Below are 20,580 nucleotides of genomic sequence, written 5' to 3'. Positions count from 1 at the left end.
AACACTTCGGAACCATGCCCACACCCCCTCCGACCGGCCCTCTTGTCACTCGCGACACGCTCGCGCAGCAGCTCAGCGACCTCGGTGTCAAGCCCGGCGAGACGCTCCTGGCACACACGTCCCTCAGCTCCCTCGGCTGGGTCAACGGCGGCGCCGCGGCGGTCGTCCAGGGCCTGCTCGACGCCCTCGGCCCGGACGGCACCCTGGTGGTCCCCACCCAGACCGGCGACCTCTCGGACCCGGCGGTGTGGCAGAACCCGCCGGTACCGCAGGAGTGGTGGGCACAGATCCGGGCGACCATGCCGCCGTACGACCCCCTGATCACCCCCTCGCGCGGAGTCGGGGTGATCCCGGAGACCGTACGGAACTGGCCGGGCGCCCGGCGCAGCGCGCACCCGCAGACCTCGTTCGCGGCGGTCGGCGCCCGGGCCGCCGAGATCACCGACGGGCACGCCCCCGACTGCCGGCTCGGCGAGCGGAGCCCGCTGGCCCGCCTGGAGAAGCTGCACGCGCGCGTGCTCATGCTCGGCACCGGCTATGCCACCTGCACCTGCTTCCACCTGGCCGAATACCGCATACCCTCGCCGCGCGTCCAGGTCGGCCGGCCCGCCCCCGGCGGGGGCTGGGAGACGGTGACCGAGATATCGATCACCTCCGACCGGTTCGACGAACTGGGCTACGACTTCGAACGCGACCGGCCCGTCGTCGTACGCGGGAGGGTCGGCGCGGCCGAGACCCGGCTGTTCCCGGTCGCCGGCGCGGTGGCCTACGCCGAGCGATGGCTGGCCGTACATCGACCCCGTGAGGAGGAGATATGAGCACCCGGCCGTCCGGGTGACGGGAGCCGTACTTAGACTCTGTCTCCATGCGAAGTGAGCCCGTGGTCCAGGTGCGGGACCTGGTGAAGCGGTACGGCACGAAGACCGCCGTGGACGGCCTCGACCTGGTGGCCCGGCCGGGTGTGACCGCAGTACTCGGCCCCAACGGTGCAGGCAAGACGACGACGATCGAGACCTGCGAGGGCTACCGCAGACCGGACTCCGGTTCGGTGCGCGTCCTGGGTCTCGATCCCGTACGGCAGTCCGCCGAGCTGCGCCCCAAGGTGGGTGTGATGCTCCAGTCCGGCGGCGTCTACTCGGGCGCCCGCGCCGACGAGATGCTGCGGCACGTGGCGAAGCTGCACGCGCACCCGCTGGACGTGGACGCGCTGATCGAGCGGCTGGGCCTGGGCAGCTGCGGCCGTACGTCGTACCGCCGGCTCTCCGGCGGCCAGCAGCAGCGCCTCGCGCTCGCCATGGCCGTGGTCGGCCGCCCGGAACTGGTCTTCCTCGACGAGCCCACCGCGGGCCTGGACCCGCAGGCCCGCCGGGCCACCTGGGACCTGGTGAGGGATCTGCGCACCGACGGCGTCTCGGTCATCCTCACCACCCACTACATGGAGGAGGCCGAGCAGCTCGCCGACGACGTCGCCATCATCGACGCCGGCCGGGTGATCGCCCAGGGCTCCCCCGAGGAGCTGTGCAAGGGCGGCGCCGAGAACACGCTGCGGTTCACCGGCCGCCCGGGCCTCGACGTGGGCTCCCTGCTCAAGGCGCTGCCGGCCGACTCCTCGGCCGCCGAGCTGACCCCGGGTTCCTACCGGGTGATGGGCAAGGTCAACCCGCAGCTGCTGGCGACGGTGACCTCGTGGTGCGCCCAGCACGGGGTGATGCCCGACCGCATCTCGGTCGAGCGGCACACCCTGGAAGACGTCTTCCTGGAGCTGACCGGCAAGGAGCTGCGCTCATGACCACCGCGACCGACACCGGGACCGGTACCGGCACCTACGCCCCCCGGCCGGGTGCCGCCCCGCTCCCCCGCATGATCGCGGCGCAGGCGGCCCTGGAGACGAGGATGCTGCTCCGCAACGGCGAGCAGCTCCTGCTGACGGTCGTCATCCCGACCCTCCTTCTCGCCCTGTTCAGCTCGGTGGACATCGTGGACACCGGCGCCGGCAAGTCGGTCGACTTCCTCGCCCCCGGCATCCTCGCGCTCGCCGTGATGTCCACGGCGTTCACCGGCCAGGCCATCGCGACGGGCTTCGAGCGCCGGTACGGCGTCCTGAAGCGCCTGGCCTCCTCCCCGCTCCCCCGCTGGGGCCTGATGACCGCGAAGACGGCCGCCGTCCTGGTCACCGAGATCCTCCAGGTGATCCTGCTGACGGTGATCGCCTTCGCCCTCGGCTGGTCCCCGCACGGCAACCCCCTCGCGGTCCTGCTCCTCCTGGTGCTCGGCACGGCCGCCTTCTCCGGCCTGGGCCTCCTGATGGCGGGCACCCTCAAGGCGGAGGCGACCCTGGCGGCCGCGAACCTGGTCTTCCTGCTGCTGCTCGTGGGCGGCGGGGTCATCGTCCCGCTGTCCAAGTTCGGCGGCGCCCAGCAGGTACTCGGCCTGCTGCCCATCTCGGCCCTCTCGGGCGGACTGCGGGACGTACTCCAGCACGGAGCCGGAACGCCCTGGGGCGACCTGGGGATTCTCGCCGTGTGGGCGGTGCTGGGCCTGGCCGCCGCGGGACGTTTCTTCCGCTGGGAGTGACCCTCGTGAACGCGCCGGGGCGACCCTCGTGAACGCATGCACAAGCGGCCCCCTACGATGGTGTGCGTGCCAAAGCTGACCCCCGCCGATGCCGTAGCGGCCGTGCGCAACCCGCTCGCCTTCATCGCCGACCGCTGGACCCCGGATCCCCGGACGGTCCGGCGGGCGGCTCTCGCCGCACTCGTGATGTCGGTGGTCATCGTGGTCACCGGCGGCGCGGTGCGGCTCACCGGCTCGGGCCTCGGCTGCCCGACCTGGCCCGAGTGCACCGCCGGCTCGCTGACCCCGACCGACGCGCTGAGCTACCACAGCGCCATCGAGTTCACGAACCGCATGCTGACGTACGTGCTGTGCGCCGCGGTCGGCTGGGCGATCATCGCCGCCCGGTCCGAGAAGCCGTACCGGCGCAGCCTGACCCGACTGGGCTGGGCGCAGTTCTGGCTGGTGATGAGCAACGCGATCCTCGGCGGCATCGTGGTCCTCGTCGGCCTCAACCCGTACACCGTCGCCGCCCACTTCCTGCTGGCGACGGCGCTCATCACCGTCGCCGCCGTGATGTGGCAGCGCACCGGCGAGGGCGACGGGGAGCCGCGCCTGCTGGTCGGCAAGGCCGTGCAGCAGCTGGTGTGGGCCCTGGTCGCCGTCACGCTGCTGCTCATCGCGGCGGGCACGGTGGTGACCGGCGCCGGGCCGCACCCGGGTGACTCCGGCGACGTCGAGCGCATCAAGGTCAGCTGGTCGGGCGTCGCCGAGCTGCACGCGGTGTTCGCCTGGATCGTGGTGTCGCTGACGTTCGCGCTGTGGTTCTTCCTCAAGGGCATCGACGCGCCCCAGGGACCGCGCGACCGGGTCCGCGACCTGTTCCTGATCCTGCTCGGCCAGGGCGTGATCGGTTACATCCAGTACTTCACGCACCTGCCCACGATCCTGGTCGGCCTGCACATGTTCGGCTCCTGCCTGGTGTGGATCGGCGTGCTGCGCGTCCTGCTGTCCCTGCGGGAACGTGCCGGCGTAGACACCACGGCCGACCTGCCCGCTCAGTCGTACAACGCCGTGAGCGCGTCGATCGCCGGGCCCAGGTAGTCCCGGGTCAGGCGGGCCCTGCGCGCCGTCCACTCCCCGGTGGGCGGCGCGGGATCGTCGTAACGGCGGCTGCGGATGTCCTCGACGACCTCGACGGGAGCGCCCAGGCCGGGCAGCAGGTCCAGGGCCTCGCGTTTGGAGATCAGGCGGCCCTCGCGTGCGGTGACGGTGGCGCGGGCGAAGGTGATCAGGCCCAGGTCGACCCAGATGTCCCGGGTCCACAGCGGGGCGTTGTCGACGGCGGGCCGCCAGAAGTCCCGCTGGTCGCGTACGACGAAGTCGCCGAGCACCCGGTCCGACACCGGGGGCAGCAGCCCGGCGGGCGGCCGCCCGTCCAGCACCCGTCCGAAGGCGTGCAGCTCACGCCGGGTCACCGGGCTGACCGTCCGTCTGAACAGCTCTGCGTGCGCCCAGGTCAGATGGCGCCGGTCCGGATCGGCCGCGGTCGAAGGGGTCAGATAGGTGCAGTGCAGCCCGGCGGCGAGCGGCAGCGCGCGCAGACGGGCGTGGGCCGTTGCGACCTTCCACACGACGGCCGGGGTGATCCGGCCCGGCAGCACCGCGATCAGGTCCAGGTCGCTGCGGCCCTCCTGGTAGTCGTCCGCGGCGAGCGAGCCGTGCGCCCAGACGGCGACGGGGTCCAGGGCTGTCAGTTCGTGACGGAAGCGGGTCAGTAACGTCTCGGTCTGCATGCCGCTCAGTCTGTGCAGCCCGCTCCGGTCCGTACACCCGTTTCTCACTCCAGCCCGTACACCCGCTTCGCGTTGCCCGCCGCGATCAGCCTGGCCACACGTTGCGCGTCGCCGAGCGACCACGCGCCCTCGGCGACCCAGGTACCGAGGACCCTGCCGAGGGACTCCCGGAAGAGACGGGCGCCGACGACATGCAGTTCGGGCAGGCCGTGGGCACCGCTGGAGAAGAGGACCTTGCCGAAGGGGGCCAGTTCCAGGATCTCGGCGAGGATCGTCGCCGCGCGGGCGCCGGTGCGGACCAGGGCCGCGCCCGAGTCGGCGTAGACGTGCGGGAAGACGCCGGCGAGATGGGCGGCGTGACGGTGGTACGGGTAGCCGTGGAGGAGCACCAGGTCGGTGCCGAGGCCCGCGGTGGCCCGGACGAAGTCGGTGAGCAGGACCGGGTCGGTACGGTCGATCCGGGCGCCGGGCTCGCCGAGGCCCGCGTGCAGTTGGAGGGGGAGGCCCGAGGCCACGGCGATCCAGAGCAGGTGGCGCAGCAGCACCGGGTCGGTCAGCTCGCCGCCGACACGGCGCGCGGCCAGCCAGCGGCCCGCGGCGCCTCTCACCTCACCGGGACCCGGTGGTTCGGGAGCCAGGGCGAGGCCGTGCCGCAGGCCGGCGACGGAGGTGAAGGCGACCGCGTTGGCCGCCGCGCCGTGCACCGACTCGGCGAGGTTGGCGAGGAAGGACTCGACGGTCCCGGAGGTGTCGGCGACCTGCTCCGCGAGCAGTTCCAGGCGCACGATCTCGCGGGCCTCCGCGTCGCCGGTCGAGGCGATCTCGGCGGGGCCGGTGAGGTCGCCGGGCAGGCCGGTGTCGACGAGGTAGGTGGTGATGCCGCTGCCGCGCAGGAGCCGGCGGCCCGCTTCCAGGACGCCCAGCTCGCGGCGCCGGGCCAGGTAGCGGGCGGGCGGGGAGTGCGGTTCGAGGCCGAGGAGCGGGGGGCACCAGCGCCGTACGGCGAAACCGGTCTGGGTGTCGAAGAGGGTGGTGCCGGCGGCTGGGGGGCCTTCGGTACGGGCGAGCTGGGCCTCGAAGGTGCCGAGGCCGAGCTCCGTACGGAGGACTCCGTGGCAGTACTGGTCCACCAAGGACGGCGTTTCGATCATCCTGGCTCCCGTGTGGACGGCTACTTGACCGTCTTAACGGGGGAACCGGGATTGAGGTCGCGGTGTGCGGTCGTTCTTCGGCCGCGGGCCGGTGGGGGCTTGTCGCGCCCACGCGGCGGAGCCGCACATCGATACAGCCCCGCGCCCCTTTGGGTCGCGTTGTTCAGCCGCCTACTTGAATGCCGGCCATCCGCTTCCACTCGTACGGCCCTGTCTGGACCTTCGCCGCGAACTCGCCGTCGAAGGACTCGTGGGCCGTGATGCCGGACTTGGCCACGGCCTGCTCGGCGATCTCGTAGGTCGGGGCCACCAGGTCGCCCCAGCCGCCGTCCGCGCCGACGAGGACGATGCGGGCGCCGCGTTCGCCGATGTAGGCCACCTGGCCCTCGGCGCCGCCGTGGGCCTTGGCGAAGGTGTCGATCTGCTTGGCGAGGCGCGCCACCTTGCGCTCGGCCTTCTGGTCAACCTGCTGCGTGTCTGCCATGAGCAGGATGCTACTCACGAGTAGATCGGCTGGCGAGGGGAGGGCCCTGTGACATGGGCCCGTCGTGCCTCAGCGCAGGAACGGGTCGACCGCGACCGCCACGAAGAGCAGCGAGACATAGGTGATGGACCAGTGGAACAGGCGCATCTCCTTGAGCTTCCCGCCCGTCGCCTCGGCCTTCGCCCGGTTCTGCAGGGCGTGCGCCTCCCACAGCCACCAGCCGCCCGCCGCGAGGGCGACCAGCGTGTAGAACCAGCCGGTGTAGCCGAGGGGGGTGAGGAGGAGGGAAACGGCGACCATCACCCAGCTGTAGATGACGATCTGCTTGGCGACCACCTTGTTGGAGGCGACGACCGGCAGCATCGGCACGCCCACGCGCGCGTAGTCGGCCTTCACCTTCATGGAGAGCGGCCAGTAGTGCGGCGGCGTCCAGAAGAAGATCACCAGGAAGAGGATGACCGGGGCCGCGGAGAGCGAGTCCGTCACGGCCGACCAGCCGATCAGCACCGGCATGCAGCCCGCGATGCCGCCCCACACGATGTTCTGCGCGGTACGCCGCTTGAGGATCATCGTGTAGACGACGACGTAGAAGAGGAGCGCTCCGAGTGACAGCCAGGCGCTCAGCCAGTTGACGGTGAGGCCGAACAGCAGCGTGGAGCCGACCGCCAGGGTGATGCCGAAGGCGAGGCACTCGCGCGGGCTGACCATGCCGGTCACCAGCGGACGCTGCGAGGTGCGGTCCATCAGCGCGTCGATGTCCCGGTCGATGTACATGTTCAGCGCGTTGGCGCCGCCAGCGGAGAGATAACCGCCGACGCAGGTGAGCAGCACCAGCGTCAGGTCGGGCACGCCCTGCTGAGCCAGGAACATCACCGGAACGGTGGTGATGAGCAGAAGCTCGATGATCCGTGGCTTGGTCAGCGCCACGAAAGCTTTGACACGGGCCCCGAACGGCCGGTGACTCGGGCTCTCGCTCGCACCGAGTACCCCCGCTGGACGGGATTCGACGGCCGTCACGCACACCCCTGACAGAGACATTTCAGCGAGCCCCGCCGTGTGAACTCACGGTAAAGGCTCGCGCGTACCACGCCACTTTAGACGTTGCCCATACCCCGATCTTCGCGGGGGTGGGGTCGTGTTGGCGGGCGTCTCGGGAGAGGGGTGGGGAGGCTCGATTGAGCAGTCAGATGAGCGGCTCCGTATTCATGTGCCGAATGCCTTCCCGGCCAGTCGGGAGGCGGATCCCCCCGAGGCCCGGCAGTCTGGAAACACTCGAAAAAATGCACGTCCTTACGGGGGTAGGCTCGACAACGGCCGGTGGGCACCCGGTACACCGGCAGCCGGTGTGGGCGTGTGCCCGTGGACCGGTAACCGAACATGTGGAGAGGAGCCCTGACTCAGGGTGAGCACCAAGCCGACCACCACAGACCTCGACTGGACCGAGTTGGACCAGCGGGCCGTAGACACCGCCCGCGTCCTGGCCGCCGACGCCGTACAGAAGGTCGGCAACGGCCATCCGGGTACGGCGATGAGCCTGGCGCCGGCCGCGTACACCCTCTTCCAGAAGGTGATGCGGCACGACCCGTCCGACCCCGAATGGGTGGGCCGTGACCGCTTCGTGCTGTCCGCCGGTCACTCGTCGCTGACCCTCTACACGCAGCTGTACCTGGCCGGCTTCGGCCTGGAGCTGGCCGACCTCGAAGCCTTCCGCACCTGGGGCTCGAAGACCCCCGGGCACCCGGAGTACGGTCACACCAAGGGCGTCGAGACCACCACCGGCCCGCTCGGCCAGGGTGTCGCCAACGCCGTCGGCATGGCCATGGCCTCCCGCTACGAGCGCGGTCTGTTCGACCCGGAGGCCCCGCAGGGCGAGTCGCCCTTCGACCACTTCGTCTACTGCATCGCCGGTGACGGCTGCCTCCAGGAGGGCATCTCCGCCGAGGCGTCCTCGATGGCCGGCCACCAGAAGCTCGGCAACCTGGTCCTGCTGTGGGACGACAACCACATCTCGATCGAGGGCGACACCGAGACGGCCGTCTCCGAGGACACCGTCAAGCGGTTCGAGGCGTACGGCTGGCATGTGCAGCGGATCGCCCCGAAGCCGGACGGCGACCTGGACCCGCACGCCATCTACAACGCGATCGAGGCCGCGAAGAAGGTGACGGACAAGCCGTCCTTCATCGCGATGCGCTCGATCATCGCCTGGCCCGCTCCGAACGCGCAGAACACCGAGGCCGCCCACGGCTCGGCGCTCGGTGCGGACGAGGTCGCGGCCACCAAGCGCGTCCTGGGCTTCGACCCGGAGAAGAGCTTCGACGTCGCCGAGGAGGTCATCGCCCACACCCGGCAGGCCGGGGAGCGCGGCGGGGCGGCGAAGGCCGAGTGGGAGAAGTCCTTCCAGCTGTGGCGTGACAACAACGCCGAGCGGGCCGCCGAGTTCGACCGCATCTCCGCGGGCGAGCTGCCCAAGGGCTGGGAGGAGAAGATCCCGGTCTTCGAGCCCGGCAAGGGCGTCGCGACCCGTGCCGCCTCCGGCAAGGTGCTGCAGGCGCTCGGCGCGGTCGTCCCGGAGCTGTGGGGCGGTTCCGCCGACCTCGCCGGGTCGAACAACACGACCATCGACAAGGACAGCTCGTTCCTGCCGGCGGACAACCCGCTGCCGGGCGCGAACCCCTACGGCCGCACCATCCACTTCGGTATCCGCGAGCACTCCATGGCCGCGGAGATGAACGGCATCACCCTGCACGGCCACACCCGTGTCTACGGCGGTACGTTCCTCGTCTTCTCCGACTACATGCGCAACGCCGTCCGTCTCTCGGCGCTGATGCACCTGCCGGTGACGTACGTGTGGACCCACGACTCCATCGGCCTCGGCGAGGACGGCCCGACGCACCAGCCGGTCGAGCACCTCGCCTCGCTGCGCGCCATCCCCGGTCTCAACGTCGTGCGCCCCGCCGACGCCAACGAGACCGCGATCGCCTGGCGCGAGATCCTCAAGCGCTACACCAAGGTGTTCGGCAAGGGCGCCCCGCACGGTCTGGCGCTGACCCGCCAGGGCGTGCCGGTGTACGAGTCCAACGAGGACGCGGTCAAGGGTGGTTACGTCCTCTTCGAGGCGTCGAACGGCGCCCCCGAGGTCATCCTCATCGCCACCGGCTCCGAGGTGCACGTCGCCGTCGAGGCGCGCGAGCAGCTGGAGGCCGACGGTGTGCCCACCCGCGTCGTGTCCATGCCGTGCGTGGAGTGGTTCGAGGAGCAGGACCAGGGGTACCGGGACAGCGTTCTGCCGCCGTCCGTCAAGGCTCGTGTCTCGGTCGAGGCGGGTATCGGTCTCACGTGGCACAAGTACGTGGGCGACGCCGGCCGCATCGTTTCCCTGGAACACTTCGGTGCTTCCGCCGACGGCAAGGTGCTCTTCCAGGAGTTCGGCTTCACTGCCGAGAACGTGGCCGGCAAGGCCCGGGAATCCATCGCCGCCGCCCAGCGCTGACGCTCATATACGACACGTAGGAGATGTAATTCCATGACAGACGCACTCAAGCGCCTCTCCGAGGAAGGCGTCGCGATCTGGCTGGACGACCTGTCGCGCAAGCGGATCACGTCCGGCAACCTCGCCGAGCTGATCGACCAGCAGCACGTCGTGGGCGTCACCACCAACCCGACGATCTTCCAGAAGGCGATCTCTTCGGGCGACGGCTACCAGCAGCAGGTCACGGACCTCGCCGCCCGCAAGGTCACCGTCGAAGAGGCCATCCGCATGATCACCACGGCGGACGTCCGCGACGCCGCCGACATCCTGCGCCCGGTGTTCGACGCGACCGGCGGCCAGGACGGCCGTGTGTCGATCGAGGTCGACCCGCGCCTCGCCCACAACACCAAGGCGACGGTCGCCGAGGCCAAGCAGCTGGCCTGGCTGGTGGACCGCCCCAACACCCTCATCAAGATCCCGGCCACCAAGGCCGGCCTCCCGGCGATCACCGAGGTCATCGGCCTCGGCATCAGCGTCAACGTCACGCTGATCTTCTCGCTGGAGCGCTACCGCGAGGTCATGGACGCCTACCTGGCCGGCCTGGAGAAGGCCAGGGAGCGCGGCCTCGACCTGTCGCTCATCCGTTCGGTGGCGTCGTTCTTCGTGTCCCGTGTCGACACCGAGATCGACAAGCGCCTGAACGAGCTGGGCACCGACGAGGCCAAGGCGCTGCGCGGCAAGGCCGCCGTCGCCAACGCGCGCCTCGCCTACCAGGCGTACGAGGAGGTCTTCTCCACGGCCCGCTGGACCGCCCTGGAGAGCGCGGGCGCCAACAAGCAGCGTGCGCTGTGGGCCTCCACCGGCGTCAAGGACCCGGCGTACAAGGACACCCTGTACGTCGACGACCTGGTCGCGCCGAACACCGTGAACACCATGCCGGAGGCCACCCTCGTCGCGGTCGAGGACCACGGCGGCATCACCGGCGACACGATCACCGGCACGTACGCGCAGGCCCGCGCCGACCTCGACGCCGTCGAGAAGCTCGGGATCTCGTACGACGACGTGGTCCAGGTGCTGGAGGACGAGGGCGTCGAGAAGTTCGAGGCGTCCTGGAACGACCTGCTCAAGTCGACCCAGGCGGAGCTGGAGCGCCTGTCCCCCTCGGAGGGCTGAACCCTGTCAAGCAGCAACCCGCTGCGTGACCCCGCCGACCGACGGCTCCCGCGTATCGCGGGGCCGTCGGGCCTGGTCATCTTCGGCGTCACGGGCGACCTCTCCCGCAAGAAGCTCATGCCCGCCGTGTACGACCTCGCCAACCGGGGTCTGCTGCCGCCGGGCTTCTCCCTGGTCGGCTTCGCCCGCCGCGAGTGGGCCAACGAGGACTTCGCCGCCGAGGTCCACGACGCCGTCAAGGAACACGCCCGCACCCCGTTCCGCGAGGAGGTCTGGCAGCAGCTCATCCAGGGGATGCGCTTCGTCCAGGGCACCTTCGACGACGACGACGCGTTCGAGCGGCTGCGCTCCACCATCGAGGAGCTCGACAAGGCGCAGGGCACCGGCGGCAACTTCGCCTTCTACCTGTCCGTCCCGCCGCGCTCCTTCCCGGTCGTCATCCAGCAGCTGAAGAAGCACGGACTGGCCGACCAGACCGGCGGTTCCTGGCGGCGCGCGGTCATCGAGAAGCCCTTCGGCCACGACCTGAAGTCGGCCGAGGAGCTCAACAAGGTCGTGCACGAGGTGTTCGAGCCGGACCAGGTGTTCCGGATCGACCACTACCTCGGCAAGGAGACCGTCCAGAACATCCTGGCGCTGCGCTTCGCCAACCAGATGTTCGAGCCGATCTGGAACCGGTCCTTCGTGGACCACGTCCAGATCACCATGGCCGAGGACATCGGCATCGGCGGCCGCGCCGGCTACTACGACGGCATCGGCGCCGCCCGTGACGTCATCCAGAACCACCTCCTCCAGCTCATGGCCCTCACGGCCATGGAGGAGCCGGCCTCCTTCGACGCGGACGCGCTGGCCGCCGAGAAGACCAAGGTGCTCGGCGCGGTCCGGCTGCCCAAGGACCTGGGCCGCGACACCGTGCGCGGGCAGTACGCGGCCGGCTGGCAGGGCGGCGAGAAGGTCATCGGCTACCTCGAAGAGGACGGCATCGACCCGAAGTCGAAGACCGACACCTACGCGGCGATCAAGGTCGGGATCGACAACCGCCGCTGGGCAGGCGTCCCCTTCTACCTGCGCACCGGCAAGCGGCTCGGCCGGCGCGTCACCGAGATCGCGGTGGTCTTCCAGCGGGCTCCGCACTCCCCCTTCGACCACACCGCCACCGAGGAACTCGGGCAGAACGCGGTCGTCATCCGCGTCCAGCCCGACGAGGGCATCACCGTCCGCTTCGGCTCCAAGGTGCCGGGCACCTCGATGGAGATCCGGGACGTGTCGATGGACTTCGCCTACGGCGAGTCCTTCACCGAGTCCTCCCCGGAGGCCTACGAGCGGCTGATCCTGGACGTGCTGCTCGGTGACTCCAACCTCTTCCCGCGTACGGAGGAGGTCGAGCTGTCCTGGAAGATCCTCGACCCGATCGAGGAGCACTGGGACCAGCACGGCAGGCCCGCCCAGTACAAGTCGGGCACCTGGGGCCCCGCCGAGGCCGACGAGATGCTCGCACGAGAAGGACGGAGCTGGCGCCGGCCATGAAGATAGACCTCACGGACACCACGGCCGGCAAGGTCAACAAGGCGCTGGTGCAGGGCCGCCGGGCCATCGGCACACCCGCCGTGGGCATGGTGCTGACCCTCGTCGTCGTCACCGACGAGGAGAACGCCTACGATGCCCTGAAGGCCGCCGGCGACGCCTCGCACGAGCACCCCTCGCGCACGCTGGTCGTCATCAAGCGCGTCTCCCGCTCCCCCCGCGACCGTACGTCGTCCCGCCTGGACGCCGAGGTACGGGTGGGCGTGGACGCGGGCTCCGGCGAGACGGTCATCCTCCGCCTGTACGGCGAGGTCGCCGACCACGCCGACTCGGTCGTGCTGCCGCTGCTGCTGCCGGACGCGCCGGTCGTCGTCTGGTGGCCGGTGAACGCCCCGCTCGACCCGGCGAAGGACCCGCTGGGCGCCCTCGCCCAGCGCCGGGTCACCGACACCTACGCCTCCGAGCAGCCGGTACGGGAGCTGTCCGCCCGCGCGGACAGCTACACCCCCGGCGACACGGACCTGTCCTGGACCCGGATCACGCCCTGGCGCTCGATGCTGGCGGCGGCCCTGGACCAGGTGGTCTGCGAGGTCGAGGCCGTCGAGGTGGAGGGCGAGGAGTTCAACCCGAGCTGCGAGCTGCTGGCGATGTGGCTGGCGGACCGCCTGGACGTCCCTGTCAAGCGGTCGCTGTCGTCCGGCCCCGGTCTGACGGCGGTCCGTATGCACACCAGCGAGGGCGCGATCGCGCTGGACCGCGCGGACGGCTCCCTCGCCACCCTGTCCATCGACGGTCAGCCGGACCGCGCGGTGGCGCTGAAGCGGCGGGAGACGGCCGAGCTGATCGCGGAGGAACTGCGCCGGCTCGACCCGGACGACACGTACGCGTCGGCGCTGCGGTTCGGCGTGGAGCGGCTGAACGCGTCGGCTGCGGCGGCCGTGGACACGGCTCCGGCCGCGGCTCCTGCTGCGGTCACGGCTCCTGCTGCGGTCACGGCTACGACGGACCCGTCGCCCAAAGGAGCACAGGCCGTCGCCGGAACAGCTCTCGAAGCCGCTGCCGAGGCTCCCGCGACAGAATCGGCGCCGCAGGAACCGCCACCGCTGAAGAAGAGGGCGAAGGCGACATGAGCACTCCCCAGCTGGTCGTGCACCGCGACAAGGAGCTGATGGCGCAGGCCGCCGCGGCCCGTCTGATCACGAAGATCGTGGACGCCCAGGCCTCCCGGGGGGAGGCGTCCGTGGTCCTCACCGGCGGCCGCAACGGCAACGGCCTGCTGGCGGCCCTGGCGGCGGCGCCGGCCAGGGACGCCATCGACTGGGGCCGTCTCGACCTGTGGTGGGGCGACGAACGCTTCCTGCCCGAGGGCGACCCGGAGCGCAATGTCACCCAGGCCCGCGAGGCCCTGCTGGACCAGGTCCCGGTGGATCCGAAGCGCGTGCACGCCATGCCCGCGTCCGACGGTCCCTGGGACACGGACGTGGACGCGGCGGCCGAGGCCTACGCGGCGGAGCTGGCCCGCGCGGCCGGCCCCGAGAACCACGGCGCGGTGCCCACCTTCGACGTCCTGATGCTGGGCGTCGGCCCGGACACCCACGTGGCCTCGCTCTTCCCCGAGCTGCCCGCGGTCCGGGAGACGGAGCGCACGGTGGTCGGCGTCCACGGCGCCCCCAAGCCACCGCCGACCCGGGTCTCCCTCACCCTCCCCGCCATCCGCTCGGCCCGTGAGGTCTGGCTGCTGGCGGCCGGTGCGGACAAGGCCGAGGCCGTCGCCATCGCCCTCTCGGGCGCGGGCGAGATCCAGGCCCCGGCGGCAGGGGCCCAGGGCCGCCAGCGGACCCTGTGGCTGCTGGACTCGGCGGCCGCGGCCCAGCTGCCGCGCTCGCTGTATCCGCCGGCTTCGCCCTGACGAAGCACTGAAAGAACCCGTACGGCCGTTGGCGGCCGTACGGGTTTTTTCATGAGCGTCGGGCTCAGCGCCCGCGCAGCTCCCGGTACTTGGCGACCAGGGCCCTGCTGGACGCGTCGAGACCCTCGACCTCCGCGCCCTCCGTCAGGGCCGGTTCCACGCGCTTGGCGAGGACCTTGCCGAGCTCCACGCCCCACTGGTCGAAGGAGTCGATGTTCCAGACGGCGCCCTGGGTGAAGACCTTGTGCTCGTAGAGGGCGACGAGCTGGCCGAGGACCGACGGGGTCAGCTCGCGCGCGAGGATCGTCGTCGTAGGACGGTTGCCCTGGAAGGTCTTGTGCGGGACCAGTTCCTCGGCGACGCCCTCGGCGCGGACCTCGTCGGCGGTCTTGCCGAAGGCCAGCGCCTGGGTCTGGGCGAAGAAGTTGGCCATCAACAGGTCGTGCTGCGCCTTGAGTTCACCACTGAGCTCGGCGACCGGCTCGGCGAAGCCGATGAAGTCCGCCGGGATCAGCTTGGTGCCCTGGTGGATCAACTGGTAGTAGGCGTGCTGGCCGTTGGTGCCGGGCGTGCCCCAGACGATCGGGCCGGTGGTCCAGTCGACCTCCTTGCCGTCCCGCGCCACGTGCTTGCCGTTGGACTCCATGTCCAGCTGCTGCAGGTAGGCGGTGAACTTGGAGAGGTAGTGGCTGTACGGCAGTACCGCGTGCGACTGGGCGTCGTGGAAGTTGTCGTACCAGATGCCCAACAGGCCCAGCAGGAGCGGGACGTTGGACTCGGCGGGGGCGGTGCGGAAGTGCTCGTCGACCAGGTGGAAGCCGTCGAGCATCTCGCGGAAGCGGTCCGGTCCGATGGCGATCATCAGGGAGAGGCCGATCGCGGAGTCGTAGGAGTAGCGGCCGCCGACCCAGTCCCAGAACTCGAACATGTTGGCCGTGTCGATACCGAAGTCCGACACCTTCTCGGCGTTCGTGGAGAGGGCCACGAAGTGCTTGGCGACGGCTTCCTGACCGGCCTTCAGCTCACCGAGCACCCAGTTGCGGGCCGAGGTCGCGTTGGTGATCGTCTCGATCGTGGTGAACGTCTTGGAGGCGATGATGAACAGCGTCTCCGCCGCGTCCAGGTCACGGGTGGCCTCGTGCAGGTCGGCGCCGTCGACGTTGGAGACGAAGCGGACCGTCAGGCCGCGGTCGGTGAAGCTGCGCAGCACCTCGTAGGCCATGGCGGGGCCGAGGTCGGAGCCGCCGATGCCGATGTTGACGACGTTCCTGATGCGCTTGCCGGTGTGGCCGGTCCAGGCGCCGGAGCGGACCCGGTCGGCGAAGTCGCCCATCTTGTCCAGGACCGCATGCACCTGAGGTACGACGTTCTCGCCGTCGACCTCGACCACCGCGTCGCGCGGGGCGCGCAGGGCGGTGTGCAGCACCGCGCGGTCCTCGGTGACGTTGATCTTCTCGCCGCGGAACATGGCGTCCCGCAGGGCGAAGACGTCGGTGGCGGCGGCCAGCTCGCGCAGCAGCCGCACCGTCTCGTCGTTGACCAGGTGCTTCGAGTAGTCGATGTAGAGGTCGCCGACCTGGAGCGTGTAGCCCGTACCGCGTCCCGGGTCGGCCGCGAACAGGTCCCGCAGGTGGGTGTCGGCGAGCTCCTCCCGGTGCTTGGCGAGCGCGGTCCACTCGGGCGTCTGGTTGAGCCTGGTACGGCCGTCTGCGTTCATTCCGACTTCAGCCTTCTTCCTTGCACCTGTCCTGTGGCGTGCCTGCCCCGCTGCCGGTTCCAACCTAATTGATCAGCGCGGGGCGCGGCCTGCTGTCGCGCCGTCCGACGGCACAACAACAGGTACGTCCGGCTTGCGCACCGGTATCAACGAGGTGACGGCCGGCCGCAGAGGAGGGCGCCGGGCGGTGCTCCGGACGTGGCGGAGACAGCGAAGGCGGAGGCGATCCGGCCGGTCATCGACTCGGGTGCGCGTTGCTGCATCAGCGTGACCTGGCCGGCCTTCCACACCGGTCGGCGGGAGCGGCAACGGGATCGAGGCATGGCCGAGCCCCGCATCGCGCGCCGCTGGTCCACCCGGTCCGCGGCGGCGCCGGCGTCCGTGACGCGTCCCCGCGCCGGGAGACCACGGGGCAGCCGTCCACAGCCGTCCGACGGGCCGGTCCCGGCCGCTCAGACAGCTCCGGCCAGGCGCCCTCGGGCCCCCGGCCGGTCTCAACTCCTAGATCTCGCCCCGCAGTTTGGCGAGCGCCTCGGCGAGGATCGCCTCGCCGTCCGCGTCGCTGCGCCGCTCCCGTACATACGCCAGGTGCGTCTTGTACGGCTCGGTGCGCGGCGGGTCCGGCGGGTTGTCCCGGTCCTGACCGGCCGGGAAGCCACAGCGCGGGCAGTCCCAGGTCTCGGGCACCTGCGCGTCGCTGGCGAAGCTCGGCTGCGTCTCGTGCCCGTTGGAGCACCAGAAGGAGATGCGCAGACGCGGCGCGGACTCGCCGCGCTCGGCCTCGCCCATCGGCCCCGCCCCGACCCGGCTACCTCGGATCGCGTTGCCACTTGCCACGGTCGTAACTCCCTGCGTGATGGTGCCGCGAAGCGAGTCGGCGTGTCGCTTCGTTGCGAGCGCCTCAGTCTACGTAAGGCCCAACGCGCGTCCAGTGTTGGGAGTTACCGCCCCCGCACCTAGACGCAAGCCCCATGATAGGCCGCGCTCAGGTGCGCGTACCGAACATGGGGCCTTACGTACGGATTGTGCGTGTGTGCGAGACGCGGATCAGCCGTTCGTCTTCATCAGCATGCCGAGGACGATGATGCACGCGAACCACAGCAGACCGATCACCACGGTGATCCGGTCCAGGTTCCGCTCGGCGACCGAGGAGCCACCGACGGAGGACTGCATGCCGCCACCGAACATGTCGGAAAGGCCGCCGCCCTTGCCCTTGTGCATCAGCACCAGCAGCATCAGCAGCAGGCTGAAGACGATCAGGGCGATCGAGAACGCCAAAACCACGGCTGGACCAACTTCCTCGGATACGGATGGACTGCGGGGCCGGAGACTGTTTGAAGCTTCACGCTCCGAATAACAGCTTCGGCCCCGCAAGGGTACGACGGATCGCCGCTACCGCCTACTCGCAGGTGTGCTCACTGATCGCGGAAGCGCACGATCTTGACGAACTCGTCGGCGTCCAGCGAGGCACCGCCGACCAGTGCGCCGTCGATGTCGGCCTGCGCCATGATCTCGGCGACATTGCCGGCCTTGACCGAGCCGCCGTACTGGATGCGGACCCGGTCGGCCAGCTCCTGGCTGTACAGCTCGGCGAGCTTGGCGCGGATGGCGGCGCAGACCTCCTGGGCGTCCGCCGCGCCGCAGACCTTGCCGGTGCCGATGGCCCACACGGGCTCGTAGGCGATGACGACGCTCTCCGCCTGCTCGGCGGTGACGTCCTTCAGACCGCCCTCGACCTGGGCGAGGGTGTGGGAGACATGGCTGCCCGCCTCGCGGACCTCCAGCTCCTCGCCGACGCACAGGATCGGGGTCAGTCCGTGCTTGTAGGCGGCCTTGACCTTGGCGTTGACGACTGCGTCGGTCTCGTTGTGGTACTGGCGGCGCTCGGAGTGGCCGACGACCACGTACGTGCACTTCAGCTTGGCCAGCATCGGGCCCGAGATCTCGCCGGTGTAGGCACCGGAGTCCTGCGCCGAGATGTCCTGGGCGCCGTACCTGATCTTGAGCTTGTCGCCGTCGACCAGGGTCTGCACGGAGCGCAGGTCGGTGAAGGGCGGCAGGACGGCGACCTCGACGGCCTCGTAGTCCTTGTCGGCCAGGGCGAAGGCGAGCTTCTGGACGTGCGCGATGGCCTCGAGGTGGTTGAGGTTCATCTTCCAGTTGCCCGCCATGATCGGCGTGCGAGTGGTCATACGGGGTCAGTCCTCCAGTGCGGCGAGGCCGGGGAGCGTCTTGCCCTCGAGGTATTCGAGGGAGGCGCCGCCTCCGGTCGAGATGTGTCCGAACGCGTTCTCGTCGAAGCCGAGGATGCGCACGGCGGCGGCGGAGTCACCGCCGCCGACGACGGTGAAGCCCTTGGACTCGACGAGAGCCTGGGCGACCGCCCTGGTGCCCTCGGCGTAGTCGGGGTGCTCGAAGACACCCATCGGGCCGTTCCAGAAGACGGTCCGGGCGTCGGCGAGCTTCGCGGCGTACAGCTTGCCGGACTCGGGGCCGATGTCGAGACCCATCTGGCCGGCCGGCATGGCGTCCGCGGCGACCGTGGCGGGGTTGGCCGGGGTCTTGGCCGACAGGTCCGGGAACTCGGGGGCGACGACGGTGTCGACGGGCAGCACGAGCTCGACGCCGGTCCTCTCGGCGCGCTCGATGTACTCGGTGACCGCGGCGAGCTGGTCCTCCTGGAGGAGGGAGCTGCCGATCTCGTAGCCCTTGGCCTTCAGGAAGGTGTACGCCATGCCGCCGCCGATGAGGATCCGGTCGGCCTTGCCGAGCAGTTCGTCGATGACGGCGAGCTTGTCGGAGACCTTGGCGCCGCCGAGCGCGACGACGTAGGGGCGCTGGACGTCCTCGGTGAGCTTCTTCAGGACGCCGACCTCGGTGGCGATGAGGTAGCCGGCGTAGTGCGGCAGCCGGGCCGGGAGGTCGTAGACGGAGGCGTGCTTGCGGTGCACGGCACCGAAGCCGTCGCCGACGTAGACGTCCGCGAGGGCGGCCAGCTGGTCCGCGAACTCGCCGCGCTCGGTGTCGTCCTTCGCGGTCTCACCGGCGTTGAAACGCAGGTTCTCGATGACCGCGACCTGGCCGGGCTGGAGGCCGTTCACGGCGTCGTGGGCGGCGGGGCCGACGGTGTCCTGGGCGAACGCGACGGGCGCGTCGAGCAGTTCACCGAGCCGCTCGGCGGCCTGCAGCAGGGAGAACTTCGGGTCCGGGGCGCCCTTGGGACGGCCCAGGTGCGAGGCGACGACCACCTTGGCGCCCGCCTCGGCGAGGGCCTTGACGGTGGGCAGCACGGCGCGGATGCGGCCGTCGTCGGTGATGAGACCGTCGGCCATCGGCACGTTGAGGTCGGCACGGACGAAGACCCGCTTGCCGTCGACCCCTTCGGCGAGGAGTTCGTCGATCGTCTTCATGGTTGGGGACTCCTCCAGGAGGGCTCTTGATCGTACGAGGGCTGATCGAACCGTATGACGCCGGGTGGAGAACCGTATGACGCCAGGTCGATCCTTACGTGCGTCAGGGCTCGGACAGCGCGACCGTGCGCTGCCCGAGCCCTGCTACCGCATCGAGGTGCCTGCTCCGCAGATCAGAGCTGGTTGCCGACGAAGACCGTGAGGTCGACGAGGCGGTTGGAGTAGCCCCACTCGTTGTCGTACCAGCCGAGGATCTTCACCGTGTTGCCCTCCTGGACCATGGTCAGGGAGGAGTCGAAGGTGCAGGAGGCCGGGTCGCCGACGATGTCCGAGGAGACGATCTCGTCCTCGGTGTACGCCAGGTAGCCCTTGAGGTCGCCGTCCTCGGCGGCCTTCTTGAACGCGGCGTTGACCTCGTCCTTGGTGACCTCGCGCTGGAGCGTCACGACCAGGTCGGTGGCCGAGCCGGTCGGGACCGGGACGCGCATGGCGATGCCGTCCAGCTTGCCCTTGAGCTGCGGGAGGACCAGCGCGGTGGCCTTGGCGGCACCGGTGGTGGTCGGGATGATGTTCTCGGCGGCGGCACGGGCGCGGCGCAGGTCCTTGTGCGGGAAGTCCAGGATGCGCTGGTCGTTCGTGTACGCGTGCACCGTGGTCATCAGACCCTTGACGATGCCGAAGTTCTCGTCGAGGACCTTCGCCATCGGGGCCACACAGTTGGTGGTGCAGGAGGCGTTGGAGATGACGTGGTGGTTGGCCGCGTCGTACTTGTCCTGGTTGACACCCATCACGATGGTGATGTCCTCGCCGGAGGCCGGAGCCGAGATGAGGACCTTCTTGGCGCCGCCGGCGATGTGCTTCTCGGCGTCCGCCTTCTTCGTGAAGATGCCGGTCGACTCGATGACGATGTCGACGCCCAGGTCGCCCCACGGGATGTCGGCGGGGTTGCGCTCGGACAGCACCTTGATGGTGTGGCCGTCGACGGTGATCGTGTCGGCGGTGTGCGACACCTCGGCCTTGAGGCGGCCCAGGATCGTGTCGTACTTCAGCAGGTGTGCGGTGGTCGCGGTGTCACCCAGGTCGTTGACAGCCACGATCTCGATGTCAGCGCCCTGCTCCAGCAGCGCGCGGAAGTAGTTGCGACCGATACGACCGAAGCCGTTGATGCCTACGCGGATCGTCACGAACCGATCTCCTCGTTGGTACGCCGGCCATGCGGTGCCGGCGAGCTGTATTTGGGATGTCCCCGACCACCCATGACCCTACCTCCCGGAGGCTCCCGCGGTGACATCCAGATGCCTCATACACGGCGAGGCGGCCCGTACCCGCCAGTAGGGGTACGGACCACCTCGGATCGGGGATCGAATCACTCCGTTTTGTCACGGTATGACGAC

General features: G+C 70.1%; 19 protein-coding genes. 9 read left to right on the top strand and 10 right to left on the bottom strand.

Features of this window, described 5'->3' with window-relative positions:
* Positions 1 to 14 precede the first annotated feature (14 nt).
* Genes ACIRR9_RS10480 through ACIRR9_RS10465 form a run of 4 tightly spaced genes read left to right on the top strand, consistent with a single transcriptional unit; the run spans position 15 to position 3,657 of the window.
* Positions 15 to 818, top strand: coding sequence for an aminoglycoside N(3)-acetyltransferase (locus tag ACIRR9_RS10480; protein WP_403749616.1), 804 nt, complete (start codon positions 15 to 17; stop codon positions 816 to 818).
* Between the two features lie 47 nt (positions 819 to 865).
* Entirely contained in the window at positions 866 to 1,789 is a 924-nt protein-coding gene (locus ACIRR9_RS10475; protein ID WP_365337505.1) for an ABC transporter ATP-binding protein, read from the top strand.
* Positions 1,786 to 2,574 carry an ABC transporter permease gene (locus ACIRR9_RS10470; protein ID WP_403749615.1) on the top strand — a complete coding sequence of 263 codons (789 nt, stop codon included), beginning with the start codon at positions 1,786 to 1,788 and terminating at the stop codon, positions 2,572 to 2,574. Before ACIRR9_RS10475 ends, ACIRR9_RS10470 begins: the two co-directional genes overlap by 4 nt.
* A 57-nt stretch (positions 2,575 to 2,631) precedes the next feature.
* Positions 2,632 to 3,657, top strand: coding sequence for a heme A synthase (locus ACIRR9_RS10465; protein WP_403749613.1), 1,026 nt, complete (start codon positions 2,632 to 2,634; stop codon positions 3,655 to 3,657).
* Here the strand turns inward: ACIRR9_RS10465 and ACIRR9_RS10460 are convergent.
* The 4 genes from ACIRR9_RS10460 to ACIRR9_RS10445 all read right to left on the bottom strand — a co-directional run bounded on the left by ACIRR9_RS10460 (position 3,612) and on the right by ACIRR9_RS10445 (position 7,007).
* A complete protein-coding gene (locus ACIRR9_RS10460; RefSeq protein ID WP_403749611.1) occupies positions 3,612 to 4,349 on the bottom strand; it encodes a nucleotidyltransferase in 738 nt (245 codons plus the stop codon). The two genes, ACIRR9_RS10465 and ACIRR9_RS10460, sit on opposite strands and share 46 nt — an antisense overlap.
* 44 nt (positions 4,350 to 4,393) lie before the next feature.
* On the bottom strand, positions 4,394 to 5,500 hold the full coding sequence (locus ACIRR9_RS10455) for an amidohydrolase family protein (RefSeq protein ID WP_365337511.1): 1,107 nt from the start codon (positions 5,498 to 5,500) through the stop codon (positions 4,394 to 4,396).
* Positions 5,501 to 5,663: 163 nt separating this feature from the next.
* Complete coding sequence (locus ACIRR9_RS10450; RefSeq protein ID WP_403749609.1) at positions 5,664 to 5,984, bottom strand: hypothetical protein; 321 nt, start codon at positions 5,982 to 5,984, stop codon at positions 5,664 to 5,666.
* A gap of 69 nt (positions 5,985 to 6,053) precedes the next feature.
* Positions 6,054 to 7,007: a heme o synthase gene (locus ACIRR9_RS10445; RefSeq protein ID WP_403749734.1), complete on the bottom strand. Its 954-nt coding sequence runs from the start codon at positions 7,005 to 7,007 to the stop codon at positions 6,054 to 6,056.
* Between the two features lie 379 nt (positions 7,008 to 7,386).
* On the opposite strand from ACIRR9_RS10445, the gene tkt reads away from it, so the two are divergent.
* The 5 genes from tkt to pgl are packed head-to-tail and all read left to right on the top strand — an operon-like array spanning position 7,387 to position 14,059.
* The gene (gene tkt / locus ACIRR9_RS10440) at positions 7,387 to 9,474 is read left to right on the top strand and encodes a transketolase (RefSeq protein ID WP_403749607.1); all 2,088 of its coding nucleotides are present in this window, start codon (positions 7,387 to 7,389) and stop codon (positions 9,472 to 9,474) included.
* 33 nt (positions 9,475 to 9,507) lie between these two features.
* Entirely contained in the window at positions 9,508 to 10,626 is a 1,119-nt protein-coding gene (tal, locus tag ACIRR9_RS10435; protein ID WP_403749604.1) for a transaldolase, read from the top strand.
* Positions 10,627 to 10,629: 3 nt separating this feature from the next.
* Positions 10,630 to 12,153, top strand: a complete 1,524-nt coding sequence (zwf, locus tag ACIRR9_RS10430; protein ID WP_403749732.1) for a glucose-6-phosphate dehydrogenase — start codon at positions 10,630 to 10,632, stop codon at positions 12,151 to 12,153.
* A complete protein-coding gene (gene opcA / locus ACIRR9_RS10425; RefSeq protein WP_403749602.1) occupies positions 12,150 to 13,280 on the top strand; it encodes a glucose-6-phosphate dehydrogenase assembly protein OpcA in 1,131 nt (376 codons plus the stop codon). The genes zwf and opcA overlap by 4 nt, the downstream gene beginning before the upstream one ends.
* The gene (gene pgl / locus ACIRR9_RS10420; protein ID WP_403749600.1) at positions 13,277 to 14,059 is read left to right on the top strand and encodes a 6-phosphogluconolactonase; all 783 of its coding nucleotides are present in this window, start codon (positions 13,277 to 13,279) and stop codon (positions 14,057 to 14,059) included. Before opcA ends, pgl begins: the two co-directional genes overlap by 4 nt.
* Before the next feature lie 64 nt (positions 14,060 to 14,123).
* Here pgl and pgi read toward each other — a convergent pair whose 3' ends face one another.
* The 6 genes from pgi to gap form a co-directional block, all read right to left on the bottom strand.
* Positions 14,124 to 15,776, bottom strand: coding sequence for a glucose-6-phosphate isomerase (gene pgi, locus ACIRR9_RS10415; protein WP_403749597.1), 1,653 nt, complete (start codon positions 15,774 to 15,776; stop codon positions 14,124 to 14,126).
* A gap of 501 nt (positions 15,777 to 16,277) precedes the next feature.
* A complete protein-coding gene (locus ACIRR9_RS10410; RefSeq protein ID WP_003976875.1) occupies positions 16,278 to 16,613 on the bottom strand; it encodes an RNA polymerase-binding protein RbpA in 336 nt (111 codons plus the stop codon).
* A gap of 210 nt (positions 16,614 to 16,823) precedes the next feature.
* Complete coding sequence (gene secG / locus ACIRR9_RS10405) at positions 16,824 to 17,054, bottom strand: preprotein translocase subunit SecG (protein WP_185149656.1); 231 nt, start codon at positions 17,052 to 17,054, stop codon at positions 16,824 to 16,826.
* 137 nt (positions 17,055 to 17,191) lie between these two features.
* Positions 17,192 to 17,968: a triose-phosphate isomerase gene (gene tpiA, locus ACIRR9_RS10400; RefSeq protein WP_403749594.1), complete on the bottom strand. Its 777-nt coding sequence runs from the start codon at positions 17,966 to 17,968 to the stop codon at positions 17,192 to 17,194.
* A gap of 6 nt (positions 17,969 to 17,974) precedes the next feature.
* Positions 17,975 to 19,186 (bottom strand): phosphoglycerate kinase, encoded by a 1,212-nt coding sequence (locus ACIRR9_RS10395; RefSeq protein ID WP_403749592.1) that lies wholly within the window; start codon positions 19,184 to 19,186, stop codon positions 17,975 to 17,977.
* Between the two features lie 173 nt (positions 19,187 to 19,359).
* Positions 19,360 to 20,370, bottom strand: a complete 1,011-nt coding sequence (gene gap, locus ACIRR9_RS10390; RefSeq protein WP_403749590.1) for a type I glyceraldehyde-3-phosphate dehydrogenase — start codon at positions 20,368 to 20,370, stop codon at positions 19,360 to 19,362.
* Positions 20,371 to 20,580: the final 210 nt, after the last annotated feature.

The organism is Streptomyces sp. NPDC101234 (assembly GCF_044767525.1).
Lineage (GTDB): Bacteria > Actinomycetota > Actinomycetes > Streptomycetales > Streptomycetaceae > Streptomyces > Streptomyces sasae.
The sequence above is the reverse complement of the archived record's forward strand: the minus strand, read 5'-3'. Positions and strand labels throughout refer to the sequence as shown.

Excerpts from the sequence above, each read along its gene's own strand:
- ACIRR9_RS10480 (WP_403749616.1), top strand. The coding sequence starts at position 15 with ATGCCCACACCCCCTCCGACCGGCCCTCTTGTCACTCGCGACACGCTC.
- ACIRR9_RS10475 (WP_365337505.1), top strand. The coding sequence starts at position 866 with ATGCGAAGTGAGCCCGTGGTCCAGGTGCGGGACCTGGTGAAGCGGTAC.
- ACIRR9_RS10470 (WP_403749615.1), top strand. The coding sequence starts at position 1,786 with ATGACCACCGCGACCGACACCGGGACCGGTACCGGCACCTACGCCCCC.
- ACIRR9_RS10465 (WP_403749613.1), top strand. The coding sequence starts at position 2,632 with ATGGTGTGCGTGCCAAAGCTGACCCCCGCCGATGCCGTAGCGGCCGTG.
- ACIRR9_RS10460 (WP_403749611.1), bottom strand. The coding sequence starts at position 4,349 with ATGCAGACCGAGACGTTACTGACCCGCTTCCGTCACGAACTGACAGCC.
- ACIRR9_RS10455 (WP_365337511.1), bottom strand. The coding sequence starts at position 5,500 with ATGATCGAAACGCCGTCCTTGGTGGACCAGTACTGCCACGGAGTCCTC.
- ACIRR9_RS10450 (WP_403749609.1), bottom strand. The coding sequence starts at position 5,984 with ATGGCAGACACGCAGCAGGTTGACCAGAAGGCCGAGCGCAAGGTGGCG.
- tal (WP_403749604.1), top strand. The coding sequence starts at position 9,508 with ATGACAGACGCACTCAAGCGCCTCTCCGAGGAAGGCGTCGCGATCTGG.
- opcA (WP_403749602.1), top strand. The coding sequence starts at position 12,150 with ATGAAGATAGACCTCACGGACACCACGGCCGGCAAGGTCAACAAGGCG.
- pgl (WP_403749600.1), top strand. The coding sequence starts at position 13,277 with ATGAGCACTCCCCAGCTGGTCGTGCACCGCGACAAGGAGCTGATGGCG.
- pgi (WP_403749597.1), bottom strand. The coding sequence starts at position 15,776 with ATGAACGCAGACGGCCGTACCAGGCTCAACCAGACGCCCGAGTGGACC.
- tpiA (WP_403749594.1), bottom strand. The coding sequence starts at position 17,968 with ATGACCACTCGCACGCCGATCATGGCGGGCAACTGGAAGATGAACCTC.
- ACIRR9_RS10395 (WP_403749592.1), bottom strand. The coding sequence starts at position 19,186 with ATGAAGACGATCGACGAACTCCTCGCCGAAGGGGTCGACGGCAAGCGG.